Below are 6,702 nucleotides of genomic sequence, written 5' to 3'. Positions count from 1 at the left end.
TCGGGCAGGTCATCCTCGCGCAGATGCCTGGTGAGGTAGGTTTTCGAGATGAAATTCGCGGTGATCGGCGCGGTGATGAACAGAAAGAGCGTGATCAGCAACTCGTGGAAGGAAAAGCTGTCCTCGACCAGCGTGAAATAGAGCATCGAGGCGATCAGCACCCCGCCCACGCCGAGCGTCGTGGCCTTGGTGGGCGCATGGATGCGTTGCATCGTGTCCTTGAGCTTCACGAGGCCGAAAGAGCCGACGAGGCCGAATATCCCCGCCACGACGAGGAAAAACGAGATCAGGATGTCGCTCAGAGATTCCATGTCGCCCTCATTCGATGATGTCGCCGCGCAGCACGAAGCGGCAGTAGGCCACGGTCGAGACGAACCCGACCATCGCGACCAGCATGGCGGCCTCGTAATAGACCGCCGTGCCCTCCGTGATGCCATAGAGGATCAGCAACGAGATGATGTTGATCACCATCGTATCGAGCGCAAGGATGCGGTCGGCATGGGTCGGGCCACGCAACAAGCGCCAGAGGCAGAAGAGCAGGCCCAGCCCGAAACAGCCGATGGCAAAGACAAGGGTGGTCTCGATCATTCGAATATCTCCTTCAGACGCGCCTCATAACGGCTCTTGATGTTGGCCTTGACCGCGTCGGGGTCATCGGTGTGCAGGCAATGGACGAGGATGCTGTGGATGTCGGCGCTGAAGGTCACCGAAACGGTGCCAGGTGTCATGGTGATCGTGCCGGCCAGCACCGTGATCGCCTCGGCCGAGGTGAGGTCGAGCGGCACGGTGATCCAGTGCGAGCGGATGCGGCCGTTCGGCTTGAAAAGGATGATCATTGCCACCTGCACATTGGCGACGATGATGTCCCACAACACCACGAGCGCGTATTCCGCGGCGCGCAGCGGACTGCGCACACGCGGGCGATTGGGCCAGTAGGGCGAGGTCAGCATCGGCACGGCGATGCCGAGGATCGCGCCCAGCACCACGTTGCCCAGCGTCACCTTGTTCACGAGGCCGAGCCACACGATCAGGAGTACGACGCTCAGAAGCGGATGGGGAAAAAGTCGCGCAGTCACGGTTTGATCTCCCCTGCCTGTTCCGGGCCTGTTCCTAGAACGGCGTCGATATAGCCCACGTGGTCGAAAACCTGTCTTGCGGTCTCGTCGAGATATCCGGCCGCCGGGCCCGCAAGCGCGGCGAGCGCCCCCAACATCGCCAGGGCGGCAAAGATCGGCACAAGTTCGGTGGTCGTCACCGGCGCGGGCGTGCCGCGTGCGGGCGCGGCCCCCTGGACCGCCACGGCGGTCGATTTCCAGAACAGCACGCTGCCCGCACGGGCAAAGCCGACAATCGTGAAAAGCGACCCGATCAGCACGCTGGCCCAGGCCCAGACGATCACCTCGGGCGCGCGCAGCGCGTCGAGCACCAGCAGCTTGCCCAGGAAACCGCTGAGCGGCGGCATGCCGGCCATGCCGATGGCCGCGCCAAAGAAGAGCGCGGCGAAGAGCCCGTTCTGCGCGGTGGCGGGAAACATCGTCAGGGCCCCGCTGCCCCGTCGGTGCAGGACCAGATCGGCCAGCAGGAAGAGCGCCGCCGCCGCAAAGGTCGAGTGGACGAGATAGTAGAGCCCCGCGGCAAGCGCCGCAGGCGTGAAACTGGCCACCGCGATCAGCAAGACGCCCATTGAGCCGACCACGGCAAAGGAGACGAGCGGCAGGATCTGGCGCGCGCCCATCACGCCGAGCGCGCCGACGGCAATGGTGATCACGGCCCCCGGAAAGAGCCAGCTTGCCATCAGCCCGTCAGTGGCCTCGACCCCGGGGCCGAAGACAAGGGTATGAACGCGAATGATGGAATAGGCCCCCACCTTGGTCATGATCGCAAAGAAGGCGGCCACCGGTGCAGGTGCGTTGGAATAGGTGCCCGGCAGCCAGAAATGCACCGGAAAGAGCGCCGCCTTGACCGCGAATACGACCATCAGAAAGATCGCCGCCACCCGCACGAGCGCGGCCTCTTCGACCGGGATTTCGCGCAGGCGCTGCGCCAGGTCGGCGATGTTGAGCGTGCCGGTGCTGGCATAGAGCACCGCCAGGGCAAAAAGAAACAGGGTCGAGCCGGCCAGGTTGATGATCACGTATTGCAGCCCGGCGCGCATCCGTTCGCGCCCGCCGCCGTGGATCATCAACCCGTAGGAGGCAATCAGCAGAATCTCGAAGAAGACGAAGAGATTGAAGATGTCACCGGTCAGGAACGCGCCGCAGACGCCCATCAGTTGAAACTGGAAAATGGCGTGGAAATGCCTCCCCTGCCGGTCCCAATCCGACGCGCATGCATGCCAGAGCACGATGAGCGCCAGGATCGCGGTGAGCAGGACCATCACCGCCGACAGACGATCGAGCACCAGCACGATCCCGAAGGGCGCGGGCCAGTCACCCAAGCGGTAAACGAGTGTCTCGCCGCCGGAGGACATGATCACAAGCTGCAGGGCGATGCCCAGAAGGCCCACCGCCCCGGCCATCGAGGCCACCCGCGCCAGCGTGATGTCGTGACGCATGACATAGCCGATCACCGGTGCGAGCAGCGCCGGGAGCAGGACCGGTGCGATGATCCAGTGCATCATCATGAGCCCGCCTCTTCATCCTCGGCGCCGGTTCCGGGTGCGCCCATGTTGACCGCGTCACTGCCGGCCTTGAGATAGGCAGCCAGAGCCACCATCACGAGCACCGCCGTCATGCCAAAGGAAATCACGATCGCGGTCAGCACCAGCGCCTGCGGCAGCGGGTCGGAATAACTGGCCTCGCCATATTTCGACAGGACCGGCGGCATGTTGATCGCAAGGCGTCCGGCAGCGAAGAGAAAGACATTGGCCGCATAGGACAGCAGCGCCAGCCCGAGGATGACCGGAAAGGCCCTCAGACGCAGAACGAGGTAGATCCCGCTCGCAGTCAGCACGCCGACGGCACTTGCCACCACCACTTCCATTCACGCCTCCTTGCGGTTTTCGACCCGGTCGGTCGGATCATAATCCATTGGCTCGCGGTTCACCGTTTCTCCGGCGATGCGCGCAAGCCGCGACAGGCTGTAGAGCATGAGCATCACCGCGCCGAAGACGACGAGGAAGACGCCCAGGTCAAAGGCCATGGCGGTGGCCAGTTCGAATTCCTCGATCGGCGGAAAGTGGAAATAGTCGAAGGCGCTGGTCAGAAAGGGCTTGCCGGCGAGCATCGCGCCGGCCCCTGTCAGCCCCGCGATCACCACGCCAAAGCCGATCAGCCCATGATATTCGAACCGCTGCCGCGCCTGTGTCCAGGCAAAGCCGGAGGCCATGTATTGCATCAGGAGCGCGATCGAGATCACAAGGCCCGCGACGAAGCCACCCCCCGGTTCGTTGTGCCCGCGCAGGAAGATGTAGATGCCGACCATGAAGGCGATGGGCATCATCACCCGGGTGGCCACCACCATCATCAGCGGGTGGCGGTCGCGTGATCGGCCGGGCTCATAGACCGTCTCGCGCAGGCGCCGCGCGACCGGTCCGTTGAGAAGCGTTTCCATCAGGGCGAAAATCACCAGACCGGCAATGCCCAGCACGATGATCTCGCCATAGGTGTCATAACCGCGAAAATCGACGAGGATCACGTTGACGACGTTGGTGCCGCCGCCGCCCTCGTAGGAATTGGCGAGGTGGAAGTCCGAGATCGTATCGACATCGCGCAACATGAACGTATAGGCCAGCGCCGCCACGCCAAGCCCCGACACGGCCGCGATCGCCCCGTCGCGCAGCCGCAGCGCGGCGCCGCTTTCCACCGGGGTATCCTTGGGCAGGAAATGCAGTGCCAGCAGGAGCAGCATGATGGTGACCGTCTCGACCGAAATCTGCGTGAGCGCGAGGTCGGGCGCCGAGAGGTAGACGAAGCCGGCCGAAAGCATCAGCCCGACCACGCCCATGATGACGAGCGACAGGAACCGGCGACGATGGGTGATGGTGACCGAGATCACCGCAACGATCAGCAGCACCCAGCCGATCGCCACGGCGGGCGGCACCGGCAGCGGCGCGCGTGTCGCCTCCGTCAACCCGCCACCGGCCCATGCGGCATAGCCCACGATCAGCGTGGTGACGAAGAAGATTGCCAGATAGCGGCTGATCGCACCGTTATGCATGGATTCGGTGATGCCGCGCGAGGCTCCGGCCACCCGCGCGATGAGCGCGTCGAAGATGGTCTTGGCCTCGGGGCGAGGCACCGCGTTCCACACCCGGTCGAGCGGGCGGTGCATTGCCAGCAGGACAAGCCCGCCCGCCACCGCGATCACCGACATGAAGAGCGCAGGCGTGACCCCGTGCCAGATCTTGAGCGAGTAATAGGGCATCTCGCCGCCGCCGATCACCGCGCCGCCGGCCACGGCCACGAGCGGGCCGACCACCGCCGCCGGCAGGATACCGATGATCACGACACAGGCCGCCAGGAGCGCCGGGGCCGCCCACATGCCGAAGGGCGGGTCATGCGGCTTGGCCGGGTAGTCGTCGCGCACCGGGCCGAGGAAGACATGGGCGATGAACCTGAAGGAATAGGCCACCGACAGGAGCGCGCCGAGCGTGGCCAGCGCCCCGACCGCGTAGGGGCTGTTGCCCCAGGTCGTGTGGGCGGCCTCTTCGAGCATCATCTCTTTCGACAGGAAGCCGTTGAAAAGCGGAATGCCCGCCATGGAAAGCGCCGCCACCGTGCCGATGAGAAAGGTCACGGGCATCAGATGGCGCAGGCCGCCCAGCCGCTTGATGTCGCGGCTATGGGTTTCGTGATCGACGATCCCGGCCGTCATGAATAGGGCGGCCTTGAAGGTGAGGTGGTTGATGATGTGAAACACCGCCACCACCGCCGCCAGTTTGGTTCCGAACCCAAGAAGCATGGTCAGAAGGCCAAGATGACTGACCGTGGAAAAGGCCAGGAGCGCCTTGAGGTCGTCCTTGAAAAGCGCGATCAGCGCGCCCAGCACCATGGTGATGAGCCCGGTCGTCGCCACGAGGTAGAACCATGCGTCGGTGCCGGCCAGCGCCGGCCACATCCGCGCCATCAGGAACACCCCCGCCTTGACCATCGTGGCCGAGTGCAGATAGGCGCTGACCGGCGTCGGCGCGGCCATGGCATGTGGCAACCAGAAATGGAACGGGAACTGCGCCGACTTGGTAAAGGCGCCGAGCAGGATCAGGACGAGCGCGGGCAGATACCACTCGGACGCCCGAATCGCCTCGCCCTCGGTCAGGATGTCGGTGAGGTTGTAGCTGCCGACGATCTGGCCCAGGATCAGCATCCCCCCGATCATCGCAAGCCCCCCTGCCCCGGTGACGGCCAGCGCCATGCGCGCGCCTTGCCGGCCCTCGGGCAGGTGCTTCCAGTATCCGATAAGCAGGAACGACGAGAGGCTGGTCAGCTCCCAGAAGATCAGCAAAAGCAAGATGTTGTCGGAGATCACGATGCCCAGCATCGCGCCCTGGAACAGCAGCAGATAGGTATAGAACTGCCCCATCGGGTCTTCGCCCGAGAGGTAAAAGCGCGCATAGAGCGTGATCAGGAGGCCGACACCGAGGATCATTCCCGCAAAGAGCAGCCCCAGCCCGTCGAGAAAGAAGGCAGCCGAGAGGCCCAGCTGCGGCAGCCATTCGACCTCGTAGCGGATCACGTTGCCCTGCATCACCTCGGGCGCGAGCATCGCCAGAAGCACCAAAGCGAAAGCCGTTGGAATGGCGGTGAAGGACGCGCAGGCCGTGCGCCCGGCCCGGATCATCAACCCCGGGATCAGGGCTCCGACAAAGGGAAGCGCCGCGATCAACAGCAGAAAACCGTTTTCGATAAACATGTCGCGCGCTCTGCCCTGTTCGCCCCGGTTCTTGTTCTGTTACCCGAAAAGGAATATCGGCGCAAACCCGCCCAAGACAAGATGTTCAGGGCATTTTTCGGAGACGGTGGGCGAAGATGTCCATGCACAAGGCGTAACGTAGCGCATCCTCAGCCCGGCCTTGACGCCGCGACAACCAGTCGCGCCGCCAGTCTTGCAAGCTGGGTCGAATCAAGGCCGATCCCGGCAAGGTAATCGGGCACCGAGCCGTAGGTGCGAGCGATATCGGCCAGCACCCGCTGCATCGTCTCGGGGCGCGACCTGAGTGCGCGGCCATAGGCTTCGATGTCGGTACCGCCTGCCGCCCGCGCGCGCTCGAGAAACTCGGCCACCAGCGGCGCGATATGACGTTCGGTGCTGGCATAGTCGGCCACGATATCCGCCTCGCGCACATCAGCATTGCCCAGCAGCAGGGCGGCGATGAGCCCGGTGCGGTCCTTCCCGGCGGTGCAGTGGAACATCACCGCGCCGGGCGGGGCCTCGGTGATCGCCTGCATCACCTCGCGCAGCGCCTCGGCGCGCGTCGACAAGGTGCGCGCATAGAAATGCGGGAGCGGGTCCGGCCCGGTCGCGCCCTCATGCACATTCGCCGGCGCCAGCGCGTCGAAAAGCGGCAAGTGCAGGTAATCGAGCGAGGAAACCGCGCCCAGCGGGTTCGGCGCACCGGCAAGCTCGTGCGGCGCGCGCAGGTCGATCACGGTGCGCAGCCCGGTCTCCAGCAAGAGGTCGAGATCCCCCGAAGTCAGCCGATGCGGGGAATCGGCGCGCAACAGCCTGTGACGCTGGGTGAGATCGCCCGTTCGGGTGCGGTAT

General features: G+C 64.6%; 7 protein-coding genes. All 7 read right to left on the bottom strand.

Features of this window, described 5'->3' with window-relative positions; translation table 11 throughout:
- Positions 1–311 (bottom strand): Na+/H+ antiporter subunit G (locus tag ACESL9_RS16250; protein WP_372675205.1); only part of this gene is annotated, 311 nt, incomplete at its 3' end.
- A gap of 7 nt (positions 312–318) precedes the next feature.
- On the bottom strand, positions 319–588 hold the full coding sequence (locus ACESL9_RS16245) for a K+/H+ antiporter subunit F (RefSeq protein WP_372614798.1): 270 nt from the start codon (positions 586–588) through the stop codon (positions 319–321).
- Positions 585–1,076: a Na+/H+ antiporter subunit E gene (locus ACESL9_RS16240; protein ID WP_372614796.1), complete on the bottom strand. Its 492-nt coding sequence runs from the start codon at positions 1,074–1,076 to the stop codon at positions 585–587. The genes ACESL9_RS16245 and ACESL9_RS16240 overlap by 4 nt, the downstream gene beginning before the upstream one ends.
- On the bottom strand, positions 1,073–2,620 hold the full coding sequence (locus ACESL9_RS16235) for a monovalent cation/H+ antiporter subunit D (RefSeq protein WP_372675206.1): 1,548 nt from the start codon (positions 2,618–2,620) through the stop codon (positions 1,073–1,075). The genes ACESL9_RS16240 and ACESL9_RS16235 overlap by 4 nt, the downstream gene beginning before the upstream one ends.
- On the bottom strand, positions 2,620–2,982 hold the full coding sequence (locus ACESL9_RS16230; protein WP_372614794.1) for a Na+/H+ antiporter subunit C: 363 nt from the start codon (positions 2,980–2,982) through the stop codon (positions 2,620–2,622). Before ACESL9_RS16230 ends, ACESL9_RS16235 begins: the two co-directional genes overlap by 1 nt.
- On the bottom strand, positions 2,983–5,850 hold the full coding sequence (locus tag ACESL9_RS16225) for a monovalent cation/H+ antiporter subunit A (protein WP_372614792.1): 2,868 nt from the start codon (positions 5,848–5,850) through the stop codon (positions 2,983–2,985). It lies immediately after the preceding gene.
- Between the two features lie 149 nt (positions 5,851–5,999).
- On the bottom strand, positions 6,000–6,702 hold a 703-nt coding region (locus ACESL9_RS16220; RefSeq protein WP_372675204.1), incomplete at its 5' end, for a tyrosine-protein phosphatase.

Source organism: Aquicoccus sp., from assembly GCF_041686535.1.
Taxonomy (GTDB): Bacteria; Pseudomonadota; Alphaproteobacteria; order Rhodobacterales; family Rhodobacteraceae; genus Aquicoccus.
Note: the sequence above shows the minus strand (reverse complement) of the source record. Positions and strands in the feature narration are given on the sequence as shown.

Coding starts and splice junctions, on each gene's coding strand:
- ACESL9_RS16245 (WP_372614798.1), bottom strand. CDS start 588: ATGATCGAGACCACCCTTGTCTTTGCCATCGGCTGTTTCGGGCTGGGC.
- ACESL9_RS16235 (WP_372675206.1), bottom strand. CDS start 2,620: ATGATGCACTGGATCATCGCACCGGTCCTGCTCCCGGCGCTGCTCGCA.
- ACESL9_RS16230 (WP_372614794.1), bottom strand. CDS start 2,982: ATGGAAGTGGTGGTGGCAAGTGCCGTCGGCGTGCTGACTGCGAGCGGG.
- ACESL9_RS16225 (WP_372614792.1), bottom strand. CDS start 5,850: ATGTTTATCGAAAACGGTTTTCTGCTGTTGATCGCGGCGCTTCCCTTT.